General features: G+C 63.2%; 15 protein-coding genes. 5 read left to right on the forward strand and 10 right to left on the reverse strand.

All coding sequences use genetic code 11. The features are described 5' to 3' along the window. Window positions 1-6: 6 nt before the first annotated feature. Genes mnhG through KUW62_RS13875 form a run of 7 tightly spaced genes read right to left on the reverse strand, consistent with a single transcriptional unit; the run spans window position 7 to window position 5,838 of the window. Window positions 7-339: a monovalent cation/H(+) antiporter subunit G gene (gene mnhG / locus KUW62_RS13845; protein ID WP_224816053.1), complete on the reverse strand. Its 333-nt coding sequence runs from the start codon at window positions 337-339 to the stop codon at window positions 7-9. Next, window positions 336-671 carry a monovalent cation/H+ antiporter complex subunit F gene (locus KUW62_RS13850; protein WP_224816054.1) on the reverse strand — a complete coding sequence of 112 codons (336 nt, stop codon included), beginning with the start codon at window positions 669-671 and terminating at the stop codon, window positions 336-338. Before KUW62_RS13850 ends, mnhG begins: the two co-directional genes overlap by 4 nt. Beyond that, complete coding sequence (locus KUW62_RS13855) at window positions 668-1,144, reverse strand: Na+/H+ antiporter subunit E (RefSeq protein ID WP_224816055.1); 477 nt, start codon at window positions 1,142-1,144, stop codon at window positions 668-670. Before KUW62_RS13855 ends, KUW62_RS13850 begins: the two co-directional genes overlap by 4 nt. After that, complete coding sequence (locus KUW62_RS13860) at window positions 1,141-2,664, reverse strand: Na+/H+ antiporter subunit D (RefSeq protein WP_224816056.1); 1,524 nt, start codon at window positions 2,662-2,664, stop codon at window positions 1,141-1,143. Before KUW62_RS13860 ends, KUW62_RS13855 begins: the two co-directional genes overlap by 4 nt. Then, window positions 2,661-3,083 (reverse strand): Na+/H+ antiporter subunit C, encoded by a 423-nt coding sequence (locus KUW62_RS13865; protein WP_224816057.1) that lies wholly within the window; start codon window positions 3,081-3,083, stop codon window positions 2,661-2,663. The genes KUW62_RS13860 and KUW62_RS13865 overlap by 4 nt, the downstream gene beginning before the upstream one ends. Beyond that, entirely contained in the window at window positions 3,083-3,505 is a 423-nt protein-coding gene (locus KUW62_RS13870) for a Na+/H+ antiporter subunit B (protein WP_224816058.1), read from the reverse strand. The genes KUW62_RS13865 and KUW62_RS13870 overlap by 1 nt, the downstream gene beginning before the upstream one ends. Further along, the gene (locus tag KUW62_RS13875; protein WP_224816059.1) at window positions 3,505-5,838 is read right to left on the reverse strand and encodes a putative monovalent cation/H+ antiporter subunit A; all 2,334 of its coding nucleotides are present in this window, start codon (window positions 5,836-5,838) and stop codon (window positions 3,505-3,507) included. Before KUW62_RS13875 ends, KUW62_RS13870 begins: the two co-directional genes overlap by 1 nt. A gap of 484 nt (window positions 5,839-6,322) precedes the next feature. Between KUW62_RS13875 and KUW62_RS13880 the strand changes: the two genes are divergently transcribed. From KUW62_RS13880 to KUW62_RS13890, 3 genes are all read left to right on the forward strand, one after another. Further along, window positions 6,323-7,261: a hydrogen peroxide-inducible genes activator gene (locus KUW62_RS13880; protein ID WP_224816060.1), complete on the forward strand. Its 939-nt coding sequence runs from the start codon at window positions 6,323-6,325 to the stop codon at window positions 7,259-7,261. Between the two features lie 84 nt (window positions 7,262-7,345). After that, window positions 7,346-8,047 (forward strand): Ldh family oxidoreductase, encoded by a 702-nt coding sequence (locus tag KUW62_RS13885; protein WP_224816061.1) that lies wholly within the window; start codon window positions 7,346-7,348, stop codon window positions 8,045-8,047. 3 nt (window positions 8,048-8,050) lie between these two features. Then, complete coding sequence (locus KUW62_RS13890; protein ID WP_224816062.1) at window positions 8,051-9,016, forward strand: LysR family transcriptional regulator; 966 nt, start codon at window positions 8,051-8,053, stop codon at window positions 9,014-9,016. A 313-nt stretch (window positions 9,017-9,329) separates the two neighbouring features. Here KUW62_RS13890 and KUW62_RS13895 read toward each other — a convergent pair whose 3' ends face one another. The 3 genes from KUW62_RS13895 to KUW62_RS13905 all read right to left on the reverse strand — a co-directional run bounded on the left by KUW62_RS13895 (window position 9,330) and on the right by KUW62_RS13905 (window position 12,933). Next, a complete protein-coding gene (locus KUW62_RS13895) occupies window positions 9,330-10,490 on the reverse strand; it encodes a carbohydrate ABC transporter permease (RefSeq protein WP_224816063.1) in 1,161 nt (386 codons plus the stop codon). Window positions 10,491-10,553: 63 nt separating this feature from the next. Then, complete coding sequence (locus KUW62_RS13900) at window positions 10,554-11,582, reverse strand: carbohydrate ABC transporter permease (RefSeq protein WP_224816064.1); 1,029 nt, start codon at window positions 11,580-11,582, stop codon at window positions 10,554-10,556. Between the two features lie 118 nt (window positions 11,583-11,700). Further along, entirely contained in the window at window positions 11,701-12,933 is a 1,233-nt protein-coding gene (locus tag KUW62_RS13905) for an ABC transporter substrate-binding protein (protein ID WP_224816065.1), read from the reverse strand. 197 nt (window positions 12,934-13,130) lie between these two features. Between KUW62_RS13905 and KUW62_RS13910 the strand changes: the two genes are divergently transcribed. Continuing rightward, window positions 13,131-14,132, forward strand: coding sequence for an ester cyclase (locus KUW62_RS13910; protein ID WP_224816066.1), 1,002 nt, complete (start codon window positions 13,131-13,133; stop codon window positions 14,130-14,132). 488 nt (window positions 14,133-14,620) lie between these two features. Further along, complete coding sequence (gene acs, locus KUW62_RS13915) at window positions 14,621-16,546, forward strand: acetate--CoA ligase (RefSeq protein WP_224817122.1); 1,926 nt, start codon at window positions 14,621-14,623, stop codon at window positions 16,544-16,546. Window positions 16,547-16,606 lie beyond the last annotated feature (60 nt).

Below are 16,606 nucleotides of genomic sequence, written 5' to 3' on the forward strand. Positions count from 1 at the left end.
CGCCGCTCAGCGGCTCAACTTCTCCTGCGCGCCCTCTTCGATCTTTGTCTTCCACAATGGCACACCGGACCGGAACGCCGCGCGCCCGATCATGTGCGCCGCCACGGGCGCGGTTATCAGCAAGAACACGACGGTCGCCACCGCCCGCGTGATCGTCGCCGTATCACCAAAGAAGATGGCGGCAGCGATCAGGATCAGGCCGGCGCCAAGTGTGCCCGCCTTGGTCGAGGCGTGCATGCGGATCAGCACGTCGGGCAAGCGCAAGACACCAAGGCCCGCCACGAAGCAGAAGAACCCACCCAGAACGACAAGCGCGGCCATGACATATTCAAGGATCATGGCGCGTTCTCCGGTGGGGTGTCCGATTTCTGGGCAACGCTTCCGGCGCGCGTCGAGCTGCGCCTTTGCTGGCGGTCGACAAAGCGTGCCAGCGCCACGGTCGCCAGAAACCCGATCAGCGCCAGAACGATCGCCACGTCAACGAACGCTGTGTCGCCTGACAAGATAGCGTAAAGGCCGCAGAAGCTGACGATCAGGACCGTCATCATGTCAAGCGCCACGATACGGTCCGGCAGGCTCGGGCCTTTGACCAGGCGGATGAACCCGGCCACAACTCCCAGAACCACAAGGATGAAGGAGATGTCGACGGCGAGGGACAGGATCGGGCTCATTCAAAGGCCTCCCTTACACGCGCTTCGACGCCTTCCTTGATCTGGCGGCGGATCTCCCCGGGATCATCGGCGAACATGGCGTGGATATAGAGGGTATTGCAATCCTCCGTCACGTCCAGCGACAGCGTTCCGGGCGTAAGCGAGATGTAGTTGGTCAGGACCAGCACCGCCATCTCCCCCTCCACATCAAGGGGCACGGACACGATGCCGGGGCGCGATTTCTGCTGCGGGGTCAGCACGTCCCACACCACTTGCAGGGAGGACACGATCAATTCCCAGATGAACCGGATGATGAGGGTGATCCAGCTGAAGGTCCGCGTGAAATAGCTGTCGCAACCGGGAAAAAGCGGGCGCGTCACGAACAACGCGGCAGAGCCGAGGCCGAAGCCGACAAGAAGGTTGAGAAGCGTGATCTCCCCTGTCAGGGCCGCCCAGATCACGGCGAGTGCGATGTTGAGGCCGAAGATATTCATGGCTGCACCTCCGCAAGATCACCACCATCCGGCCCAAGCACCGCCGCGACGTAGCTTTCGGGGTTCAGAAGCTGCTCGGCGGACCGTTCGGCGAATTGCACGAATGGTTCCGGATAGAAGCCGATCACGCATGTCAGGATCGCCAAAGACGCAATGGGGGTCAGAAGGGCGGCGCGGTCGCGCGCCGGAAGGGACGACAGGCGCGGCTGCACCCCGGACGGATGCGGCTTCCAGAAGGCGTTGCCCCAGATTTTCGTCATGGAATAGATCGTGAGCAACCCGACCACCAGTGCCACGCCCGCAATGATGTAGTTGCCATTATCGAGCGCCGCCTTGACCAGCACGTATTTCGCCCAGAAGCCGGAAAGTGGCGGGAAACCGGCAAGGCTGAAGGCGGGGATCAGGAACAGGAGCGCCAGAAAGGGTGCGGTCTTATAGAGGCCGCCGATCTGGCTCAACTCCGTCGAGCCCGCGATGCGCCGGGCCACACCGGCGACAAGGAACAGGTTCGCTTTCACGATGATATGGTGGACGAGGTAGAAGACCGCGCCGACGATCGCCAACGGCGTGAACAGCGCAAGGCCAAGGATCATGTATCCGATCTGGCTGACAATATGGAACGACAGGATGCGCCGGAAATCGTTCATCGCCGCAGCACCCAGAACGCCCGTCACCATTGTGAACCCGGCGACCCACAGCAGGATCGTGTGGGTGTAGGCCACGTCCGTGGTGAAGACGAGCGTGAACATGCGGATCAGCGAATAGACACCGACTTTCGTCAGCAGACCAGCGAAGATGGCCGAGACGGAAATCGCGGGCACATGATAACTTGCCGGGAGCCAGAAGAAGAGCGGGAAGACCGCCGCCTTCACCCCGAAAGCGATCATGAACATCACTGCCACAGCCACCAGCAGGCCGGGATTTTCAACTTCCTGCACCGCGGAATGCAGGTCCGCCATGTTGAGCGTGCCGGTCATCCCGTAAAGCAGGCCGATGCCCGTCAGAAACATGATCGTGGAGACGAGGTTCAGGGTCACGTACTTGATCCCGCCGTCCAACTGCTGCCGGTTGCCGCCCATGACCAGAAGCCCGAAGGACGAGATCAGCATGACCTCGAACCAGACGTAAAGGTTGAAGAGGTCGCCGGTCAGGAACGCGCCACAGACGCCCGCAAGCAGCACCTGATAGAGCGCGTGGTAGCCCAGCTGTTCCTTGCGCTCCTCCACATCCGAAAGGGCGTAGATCGCCACGGCAAGACCGGTAATGCCGGTGATGACGACCATAACGGCGCTCAGCAAATCAGCGACGAGGGTGATCCCGAACGGTGCGGCCCATTGGCCCATTTGCGCAGCCACGACCCCCTCGCGCAGGACTTCCACCATCAAGACGGCAGACGCGACGAGGAGCGCCGCGGAGCCGAGGACGGACAGCCAACGCCCCTCCGGCCCATGCCGGAAGAGGAATGCCAGGACCGCCGTGGCAAACGGGATGATGATCGGCGCGGCGAGGATCCAACTCATGGTTTGGCCCCCGTCCCCTGCGCCGGGGCAGCGATGTAGGTCTTGGAGGTGGCGGCGGGCTCCGCATCATCCACCGGTTCGGCCAACCGCATCTCATCGGAATTCAGCGTGCCGAGGTTCTGGTATGTGCGGTAAACCAGCGTGAGCGCGAACGCGAACAGGCCGAAACCGATCACGATCGCCGTCAGCACAAGTGCTTGCGGCAAGCCGTTGGCCACACCTTCGGCGGCCACATAGGCATCGCCTTCGATCAGGGGCGGGTTCTGCGGCGTGAGCCGACCGGAGACGAAAATCGTCAGGTTGGCCGCGTTGGAAATCAGCACCAGCCCGAAAATGAACCGCAACACGTTGCGGGCCAGCATCAGGTGGACGGCGGTGGCGACCAGGACGCCGACCATGATGGCAACGAACAATTCCATCAGACCTCCTCCTCCAGTGCCAGAACGAGGGTCAGGATCGACCCGAACACGACCAGGTAAACGCCGATGTCGAAAAACAGGACGGAGGAGATGGGGATATAATCCCCGGAGGCGAAATCGCCGATGAACCACCATTGGCCGGTGAAGAAGGCATCGTTGAAGAAGACGGCATAAACGCCTGAGGCCAGCGCAATGCCTAGCCCGACCATGGCGATATTCTGCGGCTCCGCCCTCAGCGCATCTCGCGTGGCCTGCGCGCCCTGGGCAATGGCGTAAAGGATGAAGCCCGTGGACCCGATCAGCCCGCCGATGAACCCGCCACCGGGAAGATTATGGCCCCTTAGAAGCATGTAGACGGAAAACAACAGCAGCAGCGCGGTCAGAAGCCGGGTCGCGGCCTTGAGGATGATCGAATTCACCATTAGGCGCCCCCCTCCGTACGGTTCGGCGCCGGTTTCGGTTCGCCGGCCTCGTCCCGGATCGCGCCGTACCGCGTGCCGCGCAGGAGGGCATAGGCCGCAAGGGCCGCGACCACGACGACCGCAATCTCTCCGAACGTGTCGAGTGCGCGGAAATCAACGAGGATGACGTTCACGATGTTGCGCCCGAACGCTTCGGTATAGGCGGCCTCATTGAAGAATTGCGTCAACCGCAGGTCAAGGTCCGATTGCAGAACCGCCACGAGGACTAGCGTCGTCACCGTGCCCACCGCAATCGCAAGGATCGCGTGGAGGGGTCGTGCATGCTCCCCGTTCCGCATGCCAAGATGCGGGAGTTTCAGCATGGCCACGGCGACCAGTACGACCACCAAAGTCTCCACCAGCAATTGCGTGATGGCCACGTCGGGGGCGGAGAACATGATGAAGATCAACGCCACGCCGATCCCGACCACGCCGAGAGCCGCGACAGCCGTCATCCGGCTGGAGGTCAGGGCGGTCAGGAATGCCCCGGCGATGATGAAAACCAGAACGGCCCAATGCTTGAACAGCAACCCGTCAAGTTCGGCGGCAAGGTCGATCCGGAAATTCAGCACATCCTGCAGGTAGAGCGTCACGCCCATGCCGACCGCGAAGGTCGCGAATGTGATGAAGATGTAGCGTTGCAGTACACCCGATTGCAGGTGCCGCGTCTGCCAGCCTGCCAGTGCCTTCAAGCCGTCCAGCGTGCGGTCCCAGCCCGGGTCGAACTTGATCGGGTTGGCCGCGAAGATCCGGCTCAGGACGTTCCGCAGCCGCGCATGGCCAAGATAGACGAAGAAGCCGACCGCAAAGGTGATGAGCGACAGGATGAATGCCTCGTTCACCTCTCTGAAGAGGTAAAGGTCGACATCCACGGTGGCGCCATAGACGGCCTCCGTCGCCGGGGCGACCAGCCAATATTCGGGAATGTCGGCGTAGATGCCGAAGAACAGCGACAGCGCACCCAGAAGGAAGGGGCCGATCCACATGACCAGCGGGCCTTCGTGGACGTCCTTGAACCTATCCGGCAAGCGGCCAAGGAACGGGCGAGCCACGGCGATACCGGCGGCGACGAACATCAGCACGGATGCGGCAAAGATCGTCCCCGTGATCCAGAGCGACGCGGTCTCCATCTCCAGCCCTGCCTTGTAGAGGAACTCCTTACCGATGAAGCCCACGAAGGGCGGAATGCCTGCCATGGAAATTGCGGCCAGCGCCCCGGCCAGGAAAGTCACCGGCATCTTCCGGGCCAGGCCGCGCAGGTCCGCAACCTCCCGCGTTCCGGTCTCATGGTCAACAATCCCGATCATCAGGAACAGCGCTGCCTTGTAAAGCGAGTGCACCACGAGGAACAGCATCGCGGCCTGGATCGCATCGCTGCTGCCCGCCCCGATGAACAGGGTCAGCGCACCTAGCGCCATCAAGGTGGTGTAGGCCAGCACCTGTTTGATGTCGGTCTGGCGCACGGCAAGTATGCTGGCGAAGACGGTGGTGAAGCCGCCCGCAATGACCAGCGCCCAGAACCACGCATCGGTGCCGCCAAGCGACGGGTTTATCCGCGCCATCAGGTAGACGCCGCCTTTCACCATCGTCGCCGAATGCAGGTAGGCGCTGACCGGCGTGGGTGCGGCCATGGCATTGGGCAACCAGAAATGGAACGGGAATTGGGCGGATTTCGTGAAGGCGCCTGCAAGGAACAGGATTAGGATTGGCGTGTAGTATTCGTGATTCCGGATCGCGTCGCCTTGGGCGGTGATCTCCGACAGGGAAAACGTCCCCGCGGCCGATCCCAGAAGGATCATGCCCGCCAGAAGCGCCAGACCACCCGTACCGGTCAGGAGCAGCGCCTGCAGGGCGGAGCGGCGCGATTTTGCGCTGTCCGACGTGAACCCGATCAACAGGTAGGAGGAGATCGTCGTGACCTCCCAGAACACAAAGAGCGCGATCAGGTTGTCGGCCAGGACAAGGCCCAGCATCCCGACCATGAAAACCATCAGATACAAGACGAAACGCGGATATTCCGGGTGCTTGCCCAGGTAGCTGGTGGAATAGAGCGTCACCAGCGTACCGATCCCGGTGATGAGCAACGCGAAGGTCAGCGACAATCCGTCGATGAGCATTTCGAGCCGGATATCGAGGGAGGGAACCCAGCCGATCCCGATCAGCGGTGTCTGACCTGCGGCAACGGCGGGAAGAAACTGGGCGAACCAGACGAACAGAATGGCCGGGATCGCGACTGAAATCCAGCCCGCTGGCCCACCTGCCACCCGTGGCACTTCTTCGCCGCCCTGTGCCACGTCTTGTCGTCCCTCGGATCATTGCGCCGTATCGCTGCTGCGCGTCGTGTCTTTACTGGCCGGTCTTCACGTTATTTGGCGCGACGGACGGGAACGTCCAGCACAAAGCGTGACTTGTAACCTGCTGTGATCGTGAAACGCGAGATAGGCTGAGCCTATTGATAGGTCAATCCTACGGGCGAAGGTTTTTTGATAGTTAATGACTATCACTCTAGCGCACCGGACAGGGAAGCGGAGACCCGAGTTACCCCGGATGATGCGCTGCAGCTGACGGCAGGAGCCACAGCACATCATCCAAGGGCGGCGTTCGCGACGTGTATGAGCACTGGGAAGGGACAACTTTCCAGCCCCGCGAACCCCCAATCGGATGCCACCGCGTGCAGGCGCATCCAATCCGATCTCTCGGTGCAATTGATTTAGCCTGATGACGGCATAGTTTGGAGTCACGGACATCTAAAGTTTCCATTGGAAAAAACTATTGGCCATGCAAACAAGCTCCCTCCCCTTCACGTTGCGGCAGTTGCGGTATCTCGTGGCGTTGGAAGACACCCGGCACTTCCGGGAAGCGGCAGAGGCCTGCGGTATCTCGCAACCGTCCCTGTCGGTTCAGATCAAATCGCTGGAGGAATCCCTTGGCCTCACGCTCGTGGAACGGGGGCGCGGGCCGGTGCGCCTGACGCAGGCGGGGCGCGAGATTTGCCGCCGCGCCCGTGACATGCTCGATGCGGGTCAAGGCATCCTGGACCTCACCGCGACCTTGCAGACCGGGCTGGGGGGCACGTTGCGCATGGGCACATCCACGACGCTCGGCCCCTACCTGATGCCCCATGTCGTCGGGGACCTGCACAAATCCCACCCCGAATTGCGCCTTTATATCCGTGAGGCTGCGCCGCGCGATCTGCTGCGGGAGTTGAACGACGGGGTCCACGACCTGATCCTGACGCAATTGCCCGTGGCGGGCGCGACCCTGTCGGTGGCGCGCCTGTTCCGCGAACCCCTTGGCCTCGCGATGCCCGTCGACCACGCGTTGAGTGCCGTTGACAACGTCGATGGCCCCGACCTTACCGGCCAGACGATCCTGTCGCTGTCGCCGAATTACGCGCTCCATGACCAGATCAGCGCAATCTGCATGGAAACCGGCGCCCACGTGTCCCGCGAGTATGAGGGGACGTCGCTGGATGCCCTGCGGCAGATGGTTGCGCTCGACATGGGGCTTACCTTCCTGCCCGCGCTCTATGTCCGCTCCGAGATCGAAGGGCGGGCGAATGACGTCGTGGTTCGGCCGTTCCGGGGGCGGCGCTTTTCCCGGTCCATCGGGCTCGTCTGGCGCGCAAGCTCGGGCGCGACCTCCGCGTTCGAGGGGCTCGCCTCCGCCATTCGGGACACGGCGCGCAGGTTCCCCGAACTGGTACTGGAGGGGTAAGGCACACGGGCGCAGGATCGCCGGGATCGCCGGTGGGCGGGGACGGCCATTGACCTCGGCAAACCTCCAGTAAACACTGCGGGCATGAGCCATCTTTACGATCTCGCCGATTTGGAAATGTTGGCCCACGATTGCCTGACCCGCACCGGCGTTGCACAGGACGCAGCCCGCGCTGTCGCACGGGACGTGTCCCTGGCGGAGGCATATGCCCTCCCCGATGGCGGTTTCGTGTCTCTGTTGAGGGATATTCGCCTGATCCGGTACGGGCGGCTCCTGCCCTCGGCTGATGTGGAGATCAGCCGCCCTGCCCCCACCATTCTGCGCGTTGCAGCGGGTCACGGATTTGCCGCCGCCGCCCTCGGGGACGCCCTACCGGAGCTTTGCGAACGCACATTGCGGGAGGGGATGGGGATGATCCACCTGACCCAGGCCAGTGATCCCGGGCCGATGGCGGGCACCATGATGGCGCTGGCGGAGAACGGACTGGCCGCGATCGGTGTCTGCGCCCAGGGCAAGACCTATGCGGTAGGGCCCAACGGAATGCGCGTGACACCGCTTGATCAAGGCACGGGCGGAATGCTCGACGCGCTTCTGTCGCTGGCCCCACCAAGCGAGGATTCCCCGCTGGACGGGCCGGTCGCGCATACGGCGTGGCTTGCGGCAATCGATCCTGCCGTCACGTCGATCCATGACCTGATGGACCGCCTGCCCCTGGGCGACGTCACCCGCCCGGCGGGCGGCATCCCCGTTGCGCCGGAGTTGCTGGCGCAAATCGTGAACGCCTGAGCCATGCCGACACCGCTTCTCAAAGGACTGACGCTTCGCGGGTTGGAGGTCTTCGAGACGCTGGCGCGGACCGGATCCGTTGCGGCGACGGCGGCCGAGCTTGGCATGAGCGCGCCCGCTGTCAGCCAGCAGATGAAGAACCTGTCCACGGCTCTGGGCGTGGAACTGGTCGACGCCTCCCGCCGCCCGATGAAAGTGACGCCGGCGGGGCGGCTTTTCCTGGCGCAGGCGCAGACCGCGCTGAGGGCCTTGCGGGCGGGGCAGAGAGACCTCAAGGCGCTCGACCTGACGGAGCTAACCTCCCTCTCACTTGGGGTGATTGAGGATTTCGAGAACGAGGTGACACCGCTTCTGGCGACGCGGCTGGCCGAAGCGATGGTTCAGTGCGAATTCGTGCTGCAAACCGGGCCGAGCCACCTCTTGCAGCGCCGGATCGCCGATCGCGCACTGGACATGGTGATCTGCGCCGAGGGGGCGCAGCCGCCGGGGGGCGCGGTCACACTGCCGCTGGTGGAGGACCCTTACGTGCTTGCTGTGCCCAAGGGCGAGACTGTGACCGGCGGGTTGAGCGGATTGGACCATCTTCCGCTTCTCAGGCGCGATCTGGATCAAGTCATGGGACGTCAGATCGAAGAGTACCTCGAACGCGAAGGCGTTCTTCCGGCCAAACGGTTCGAGATGGATTCCAACCAGTCGATCAGCGCGCTGGTGGCCGCCGGAAAGGGCTGGACGATCACGACGCCCTTGTCGCTGCTGCGCGGTGGACGCTTTGCCGGGAATATCGACGCCCATCCCTTGCCTGGCGCGCCCATGGCGCGGCGGATCGTGCTCTATGCCACGGCGGATTGGTCGGGCGGCATTCCGGGACAGATCGCGGAACTGGCGCGCGAGTTGATCGGCCAACATTTCTGGGAGCCGGGGCAGGAACAAATGCCGTGGCTGGGGAAGAGCTTTCGCGTGCTGGGGTGAATGGTTGCAGGGTTGCAACCACGGGTTAAGAACCTGAAAATCATACCTTTTCAGATATTTGGTAAGTTTTTGTTAACCACGACAGGGCCGTGACGCTGCTCTTGCGCCGGGCCATATTGCCGGACGATCGCCATCACGCGAAGCGGCGGCAGATGGTCTATCCAACCACTTCACGGCGGGAAAACGTGCGCTCGATAGGGGCAGAGAGCCTGCATTACGCGGCCCCACACCGGGGGACGCAATAGCGAACGACCGGCGGCCTGTGGCCTAGTCTCGAGCCTAGCCCGGCGTGAAACAAGGCCGATCCGGCGACTCAGCCCTTCACAGCGCCCGCCGTCAGTCCGCTCACGATCTGGCGCTGGAAGACCATCACCAGCAAGAAGAGCGGCGCGATGATCGAGACTGCTGCGGCCACCGCCACGACCTGATCGGTCGTCGTCGTCTCGCGGTTGAAGAAGCCCGCGATGGCCGGAACCATGGTCTGGTTCGTGCTATCCAGCAGAAGCGCCGTGATCAGGTAATCGTTGTAAGCCAGAAGGAACGAGAACAGGCCCGTGGTGATGACGCCCGGCCACATGACCGGCATGATGACCCAGCGGAACGCCTGGAAATGGGTGCAGCCATCGACGCGCGCGGCCTCATCCAGTTCATTCGGGATGTTCTGGAAGAAGGATCGCAGCATCCAGATCGTGAAGGGCTGGTTAATCGACACGAGCACCGCGATCACGGCCAACGGCTGACCATAGAGCGTGGGCGCGTTTTCACCCAGCCACGGCCGAAGGATCTCGGCGGAATTGACGAAGACGGGAAGGTAGCCCGCCAAGAGCACCGAATGCGGCAGCGCGCGGAAGATCAACGCGACGATCAGGATCCAGAACGCGATGTTGGACCCGGACCGGGCCAGGCCATAGCCCGCCAATGTCCCGATGGTGAGGGAGATCGTGACCGTACCGCCCGTCACGATCAGGGAGTTGATGAAATTGTTGTAGAACCCGCGTTCGACCCAGATCGTCTGATAATGTTCGGTCGTCAGCCCGACGATGGGCGTGCCGAGCGGCCCGAGGATCGGGTTCAGGAAACCGAGGATCGTGGGGAGGATCAGGAAAAACACGAAGATGAAGGCCACGCCATAGGCCATGGCGCCGATAATCCATCCGGCCCAGACCTGGCCCTTCGGACTCCAATCCGCGACCTTTCCGGGCAGCCATGAGAAGGCCAGTTTGATCGCGAAAAACAGCACCACGATCCCGACGATCAGGTCGAGCGCCGAAAGGCCATTGCCCCGATCCCGCGTGACAGGCCCGAGGATCACGTCGAACGGGTTGGACGCGAACGCATCCACCGGCGACTTGAAGCTCATCAAGGTGATCCAGACGATCGGGAAGGCCGCCAGGAGACACCAGAACGCCAGGAAGGCGGCGGAGCCCAATTTCAAGCCGAAGGGCTGGCGCATGGCGCGGGGGGTATCGCTCATTTCAAGCCCTCCGTGGAGGCGTGCACGCGTGCACAAGTGGCCAAGATATTGAAAACCAACATGTTAGTGCGAGCTCCCTTTGTGGTCGCGCCAGGTGCGGCGCAGGAGCGGGATCAGCAGGATCACGATCCCCACCATGGTCAGCATCGAGGAGGCGGAGGCCCGGCTGAACGCCCGGTTGCCCGCATCGTCCGGTTCGAGAAAGTCGAATGTCAGGTACTGGAGCGAGGTGACATGCGCCTCGGCCCGGAAGCCCACGATCTCGTCGAAGACACGGTAGGCGTCCATCAGGTGGATGAGCGCGATGAACACGATCAGCGGCATCAGGTGCGGGATAACCACGTATTTCAGGCGATCCCAGCGCGACGCCCCGTCGATGATCGCCGATTCCAGCGTATCCTGGTTCACCGTTTGCAGGCCCGCGTAGAAGATCACGAAGGCGAAGGGCGCGACGTGCCAGACACGGTAGAACAGCATGAGCAATTCGATCGTCCAGGCCTGGGCGAACATGGCGATGTCGCGGTCGAGCCAAGCCTCGATCCCGCGGGTCAGGATGCCGTCGCCGACAAATAGCCAGTAGATCGACAGCGACCCGATGACGGGCGTGATGATGAACGGCAGGAGCGAGATGAAGATGATCGGGCCGCGGATGGATTTCGCGGCGTTGTTGACAGTCAGCGCGATGGTGAGCCCGACACCGATCACCAGCGGCAGGGTAACGAAGGTGAACATGAGCGTGAAGCGGAGCGCGGCCCAGAAGTCGATCTGCATGAGCGCGCCGTAATCGAGGTTGCGGATCGCCTCCCACGCGCGCTGGGGTTCAAGCACCCGCTCGTAGCTGAGCCAGCCGACCCACTCGGTCGTCGTGATCATCTCGCCGGTTTCTTCGTCGAGCAGCGGGATGGTGCGTAATTCGGTGGTGCAGGTCTGGGTCAGGAACCCGGCGGAGCAGGTTTCGACCTCCACCTGTTCGGTCACGGGCTGCGTCACCTGGAACGAGCCGGTGAGCACCGCGTAGAGCGGCAGCGCGATGAACAGAAGCATCAGGAACAGCGACGGTCCGACGAACCAAATGAATGTCCGGAATTTCATGGGCCCGTGCCCTCCCCCGCTGAGCGCGCCGCGCGTGTGTCGGCGGCTTTTGTCGGTGTGGTCGGGGCCTGGTGGTGGCCCCGACCGGGTGTTGCGTGAGTGATCGCGTGTCGGAGGGTTACTCCAGCAGGCCCGCTTCCTGTGCGGCGACCGTATAGGCGGCCTCCACGGCGGCGAGTGCCTCTTCCGCCGACACTTCGCCGGTGAAGAAGGCAGGCAACTCGTTGCCCAGCGCCGTATGCATCAGGCCCATCTGCGTGGTGGACGGGTATGCGGGCGGTGCAGGGGTGGCGGTGGCCGACGCGATGGCGCCGGTGGCCATATCGTTGGGCTCATAGCCTTCGATCAGCCAGATGGCCGCATCGGGTGCCGCGGCCACGGTTTCGCTGTCGAGACCTTCCATCGCCAGCCGGAAGGCGTTGTCGGCCTCCTCGTCAGTGATGTTGGCCGCGACGACGATGCCGTCCCACCACAGCGTGGTGGCCGGTGCGCCGCCTTCCATGGCGAGCGGTGCAGCGGCGGAAGCGACGAGGCCCACGACCTGGCTTTCCGCCTCGTCATTCATCGCGCCGCCACGGGACGCCCAGAGGTTCGCCATCGCGATGGAGCCCTGCTGGAACTGCTGCTGCACATAGGTGGAATCGGACACGAGGAATTCGGGGTCCATGTATTCCGTCATGCGCATCATCATGTCGAGCGCGGCAAGGCCCGCTTCGCCGTTGACGGCAGGCGTGTTGTCATCGTTGACGAATGTGCCACCGAAGCCGCTGAACATGTTCACGAAATCCTGCGCAAGGTTCCAGCCGGATTTCATGGTGGCACCCAGCGGGTAATCGACGACGCCCGCTTCCTGGATTGTCGCGGCCGCGGCCAGAACCTCTTCCCAGGTGGTGGGCACGTCGATGCCGAGATCGTTGAGGATATCCTCGCGGTACATCAGGTGCTGGACGTTGACCATCATGGCCACGGCCATGGTCTGACCGTCGATCTGGATCAACTGGTTCGGCGTGAGGCTGTCGCCGTGGGCGGCGATCAGGTCGTCGAGGGGACGGATCGTGCCCTGGTTGAGAAGCGGCGTGATGGTGCCGTTGGATACCCCACCCAGCGCGTAGAGCGAGGGATCGGCGGCGAAGCCTTCGGGCTGCTTGGTGCGGAATTCCTGGTCCAGCTCGGGCGAGAAGTTGCCGCAGGCGGACATGCCGTCGGCCACGGCAACCCACGCTTCGAACGCGGCGGAAAGCATCGTGACTTCGGTGGTGTTTTCCCAATCGCAGGTCGCGTGACCGTCGGCATAGGCGGCGGTGGCCGCGACGCTGACCGCACCCGCGAGGGCAAGGCGTTTGACGAACATTGTTGGTATCTCCCTGTGTGTCGTTTGGCCCTTGGGTTCGCGCCCTTCGGACCGGGTCTTTTTTGGTGCTGTTCGGGGTCGACGTGGACCCGTGTGGGGCACAGTCTGCCGAATTTGCATAGGATTGCAATATTAGGCTAGTGCCGTCCGCTGCCTTCTGGCAAGCCTTTGTCTGAGCCAATTCCGAGAGACCTTCCATGACCGACACGCGCCGCATCGTCCAAGACGCCCTCGACTCACTCTATAAAGTTGACGCAGACGGGCTAAGCGCATTGGCTGAAACGACATTTGCGGCGGATGCGACGCTTTCGATTTCCGATCCGATCGGCGATCTGACCGGGCCCGACGCGATCCTTGCGGGCCTTGTGCAGCCGCTTCGTGACGCCCTGAGCCCGGCCCGCAGGCGCGACCTCATGGTGATCGGCGCAGAGAATCGGCGCGATTACGGTGGCACATGGGTCGCCACGATCAGCCACATGACCGGCCTGTTCGCCGCGCCGCTATGGGGCATCGCGCCCACGGGCAAGCTGGTGCATCTGAGGATGGGAGAATTCTGGCGGGTCGAGGACGGCAAGATCGCCGAGGGGCGGATCATCGTGGACCTTCTGGACCTGCTGCACCAGGCCGGGCGCTGGCCCCTGGCCGAGGCCCATTACGGGGCACCGATTGCCTTCCCCGCCCCCGCGACCCAGGACGGTCTTTGCCCCGTGAACCGGGAGGACGGCTCTGCCAGCCTCGACGTGGTGGAGGCGATGCTGTCGGCGTTACATGTCTATGACCCGGAAAGCTTCGGCTCGGACGGGCAAGTGGGCGCCGGCGGCACATGGGCGCCGGATTTCGCGTGGTACGGGCCGGGTGGCATCGGGTCCACCGTATCATGGTCGGGCTTCGTCGATCACCATCGCGGACAGTTCCTTCGCGCCTTCCCGGACCGGAAGGGCGGCAACCATTATTGCCGGATCGGCGACGGGGCCTATGCCGCCGTGTCCGGTTGGCCCTCCATGACCATGACGCATCACGACACCTTTCTGGGGGTTCCGGCGACGGGGAAGGCCCTGACCTTGCGGGTGATGGATTTCTACCGCTGCGCCGGCGGGTTGATCGCGGAGAACTGGGTTTTGCTGGATTACGTCCATCTGCTGCGACAGATGGGTGTCGACGTGATTGCCGAGGCCGCGGCGCTGAACGCGGAGCAATGATCAAGACGGGGAGCGGTTCGGTAGGGCCGGATTTTGGTCGACGAATCGATCAGTTTCGCCCGTCCGGGTAGTAAACTTTTTTACAATCAACCGTCACGTGTGTAAAACCACCTTACATGATTTGGCGTGACCCTCGCGTTCGGTCCCCGGTCGCCTTGAACTCGTGGCATGGTTAACGGGCACATCAAGTCGTGGGGCCCGGCCCCGGACGTGCAGGCCGGAGGGGCGGCATCGCGAGAGGGGAGGCCTCGCGCACCGCCAAGAGGACCCCCGGACATCCGCGATGAAGGTTGGAGGGAGGCCAACCGGATCAACCCAATTCCCAGAGCAGCATTCGGGCCAAGGTCGCAGCAAAACGCGCCACGCCCCATCCACGGCGAGATCGGATCAGGCGCTTCACGCGTGTCTGGGACGGCCCGATCCCGAAAGCCAAGCTGCAACCGGTCGTCCGACATACGATATTAGGAGAGAGACACGTGCCCAACGACATGACCCCTGCCCTGCTGCCCAACGCGCATATCGACGCTGCCAAATACGAAGAGATGTACGCCGCCTCCATCAACGATCCCGAGGCGTTCTGGGGGGAGCACGGCAAGCGCATCGACTGGATCAAGCCCTACACGAAGGTCAAGGACACCTCCTTCGCCCATGACGACGTGCATGTGCGGTGGTTCGAGGACGGCACGCTGAACGTCAGCGCTAATTGCATCGACCGCCACCTGGAGACACGCGGCGACCAGACCGCGATCCTGTTCGAGCCCGATGAGCCGAGCGACGAGGCGCAGCACATCACCTACAAGCAACTCCACGAGGAAGTCTGCAAATTCGCCAATGTCCTGAAGGGCCTGGGCGTGGAGCGTGGCGACCGCGTCGTGCTCTACATGCCGATGATCCCCGAGGCGGCCTATGCGATGCTGGCCTGCACGCGGATCGGCGCGGTGCATTCCATCGTGTTCGCGGGCTTCTCCCCCGACGCGCTGGCGGCCCGGATCAACGGGTGCGACGCGAAGCTGGTCGTCACCACCGATGGCGCGCCGCGCGGCGGCCGGGTGACGGAGCTGAAGGATAACGTCAACAAGGCGCTTCTGCACAACCAGATCAAGACGCAATGCCTGGTGGTGAAGCGCACGGGCGGTCAGGTCGCCTGGGTCGAGAACCGCGATCACTGGTATCACGAGCTGGCCGAAGGTGTGTCCACCGAGTGCGCGCCCGAGGAGATGAATGCCGAAGACCCGCTGTTCATCCTTTATACGTCCGGGTCCACCGGTATGCCCAAGGGCGTGGTGCATTCGACGGGCGGCTACCTCGTCTATGCGTCGATGACCCATGAATACACGTTCGATTACCATGACGGGGACGTCTTCTGGTGTACCGCGGATGTGGGCTGGGTCACGGGCCACAGCTATATCGTCTATGGCCCGCTGGCCAATGGCGGCACGACGCTGATGTTCGAGGGCGTGCCGACCTATCCCGATGCCGGGCGGTTCTGGCAGGTTTGCGAAAAGCACAAGGTCAACCAGTTCTACACCGCGCCCACCGCCATTCGCGCGCTGATGGGCAAGGGGACGAGCTTCGTCGAGAAATACGACCTGTCATCCCTGAAGTTGCTGGGCACCGTGGGGGAGAACATCAACCCCGAGGCGTGGAACTGGTACAACGAGAATGTCGGCAAGGGCCGCTGCCCCATCGTCGACACGTGGTGGCAGACGGAGACGGGCGGTCACATGATGACGCCCCTGCCCGGCGCCCATGAATTGAAGCCCGGCTCGGCGCAGAAGCCGTTCTTCGGCGTCAAGCCGCTGGTGCTGGACCCGACAAGCGCCGAGGTGATCGAGGGCAATGACGTCGAGGGCGTGCTGGTCATCGCCGACAGCTGGCCCGGCCAGATGCGCACCGTATGGGGCGATCACGAGCGGTTCGTGAAGACCTATTTCAGCGATTACAAAGGCTACTACTTCTCCGGCGACGGCTGCCGCCGCGACGCTGACGGGGAATACTGGATCACGGGCCGCGTGGATGACGTCATCAACGTGTCGGGCCACCGCATGGGCACGCCCGAAATCGAGTCCGCGCTTGTCGCCCATGAGACGGTCAGCGAAGCCGCCGTGGTGGGCTATCCCCACCCCGTGAAGGGCCAGGGCATCTATTGCTACGTCACCTTGATGAGCGACGAGACGCCATCGGACGAGTTGAAGGCCACGCTACAGGCCTGGGTTCGGCAGGAGATCGGACCGATCGCGAAGCCGGACGTCATTCAATGGGCGCCGGGCCTGCCCAAGACACGCTCGGGCAAGATCATGCGCCGCATCCTGCGCAAGATCGCCGAGAACGATTACGGATCATTGGGGGATACCTCCACGCTCGCCGACCCGTCGGTGGTGGATGATCTGATTGCGAACCGCGCCGACGTCTGAGGCGGCGCGCACGAAGTCCTGCCGTCCGAACACCGACTGGGCGGCAGGGGTAAACCGAGG

The organism is Hasllibacter sp. MH4015 (assembly GCF_020177575.1).
GTDB lineage: Bacteria > Pseudomonadota > Alphaproteobacteria > Rhodobacterales > Rhodobacteraceae > Gymnodinialimonas.

Bases quoted from the DNA above. Each gene is read 5' to 3' on its own strand.
- mnhG (WP_224816053.1), bottom strand. From the start codon at position 339: ATGATCCTTGAATATGTCATGGCCGCGCTTGTCGTTCTGGGTGGGTTC.
- KUW62_RS13850 (WP_224816054.1), bottom strand. From the start codon at position 671: ATGAGCCCGATCCTGTCCCTCGCCGTCGACATCTCCTTCATCCTTGTG.
- KUW62_RS13855 (WP_224816055.1), bottom strand. From the start codon at position 1,144: ATGAATATCTTCGGCCTCAACATCGCACTCGCCGTGATCTGGGCGGCC.
- KUW62_RS13860 (WP_224816056.1), bottom strand. From the start codon at position 2,664: ATGAGTTGGATCCTCGCCGCGCCGATCATCATCCCGTTTGCCACGGCG.
- KUW62_RS13865 (WP_224816057.1), bottom strand. From the start codon at position 3,083: ATGGAATTGTTCGTTGCCATCATGGTCGGCGTCCTGGTCGCCACCGCC.
- KUW62_RS13870 (WP_224816058.1), bottom strand. From the start codon at position 3,505: ATGGTGAATTCGATCATCCTCAAGGCCGCGACCCGGCTTCTGACCGCG.
- KUW62_RS13880 (WP_224816060.1), top strand. From the start codon at position 6,323: ATGCAAACAAGCTCCCTCCCCTTCACGTTGCGGCAGTTGCGGTATCTC.
- KUW62_RS13885 (WP_224816061.1), top strand. From the start codon at position 7,346: ATGAGCCATCTTTACGATCTCGCCGATTTGGAAATGTTGGCCCACGAT.
- KUW62_RS13890 (WP_224816062.1), top strand. From the start codon at position 8,051: ATGCCGACACCGCTTCTCAAAGGACTGACGCTTCGCGGGTTGGAGGTC.
- KUW62_RS13895 (WP_224816063.1), bottom strand. From the start codon at position 10,490: ATGAGCGATACCCCCCGCGCCATGCGCCAGCCCTTCGGCTTGAAATTG.
- KUW62_RS13900 (WP_224816064.1), bottom strand. From the start codon at position 11,582: ATGAAATTCCGGACATTCATTTGGTTCGTCGGACCGTCGCTGTTCCTG.
- KUW62_RS13905 (WP_224816065.1), bottom strand. From the start codon at position 12,933: ATGTTCGTCAAACGCCTTGCCCTCGCGGGTGCGGTCAGCGTCGCGGCC.
- KUW62_RS13910 (WP_224816066.1), top strand. From the start codon at position 13,131: ATGACCGACACGCGCCGCATCGTCCAAGACGCCCTCGACTCACTCTAT.
- acs (WP_224817122.1), top strand. From the start codon at position 14,621: ATGACCCCTGCCCTGCTGCCCAACGCGCATATCGACGCTGCCAAATAC.